Raw genomic sequence first — 380 nt, 5'->3', positions numbered from 1 at the left:
CAAGGTAGCCCTAGGGGAACCTGGGGCTGGATCACCTCCTTTTAAAGGAAAAAAAGCAGCTTTGAGCTGCACAAGAGTTCACTTGCAATGTTATTATTCAGTTTTGAGGGATCGTTTGCGATCCTTATAATTTGTTGGGGGATTAGCTCAGCTGGGAGAGCGCCTGCCTTGCACGCAGGAGGTCATCGGTTCGATCCCGTTATCCTCCACCATCACATTATACATAAATTTTCACTGGTTTGAATTCGTACAAACCGGTTTGAACGCTCTTTGATAATTGAATAGTAGAGTAGCAAAAAAATCCTTTTTAATTGATCCATCCTTCGGGGTGGGGAGAGATAAAAGGTTTACAGTAGTTGAGTACCTAAGAGTTTAATCAA

General features: G+C 42.6%; 1 tRNA gene. It reads left to right on the top strand.

Going from position 1 to position 380, the window contains the following annotated elements:
* The first annotated feature begins 136 nt into the window (after window positions 1–136).
* A tRNA-Ala gene (locus tag JWG39_RS16260) sits at window positions 137–212 on the top strand.
* The last annotated feature ends 168 nt before the right edge of the window (window positions 213–380 follow it).

Origin of the sequence: Desulforhopalus vacuolatus (genome assembly GCF_016918505.1) — a bacterium.
Classification (GTDB): Bacteria; Desulfobacterota; Desulfobulbia; order Desulfobulbales; family Desulfocapsaceae; genus Desulforhopalus; species Desulforhopalus vacuolatus.
This window is presented reverse-complemented; position numbering and strand designations above follow the sequence as displayed.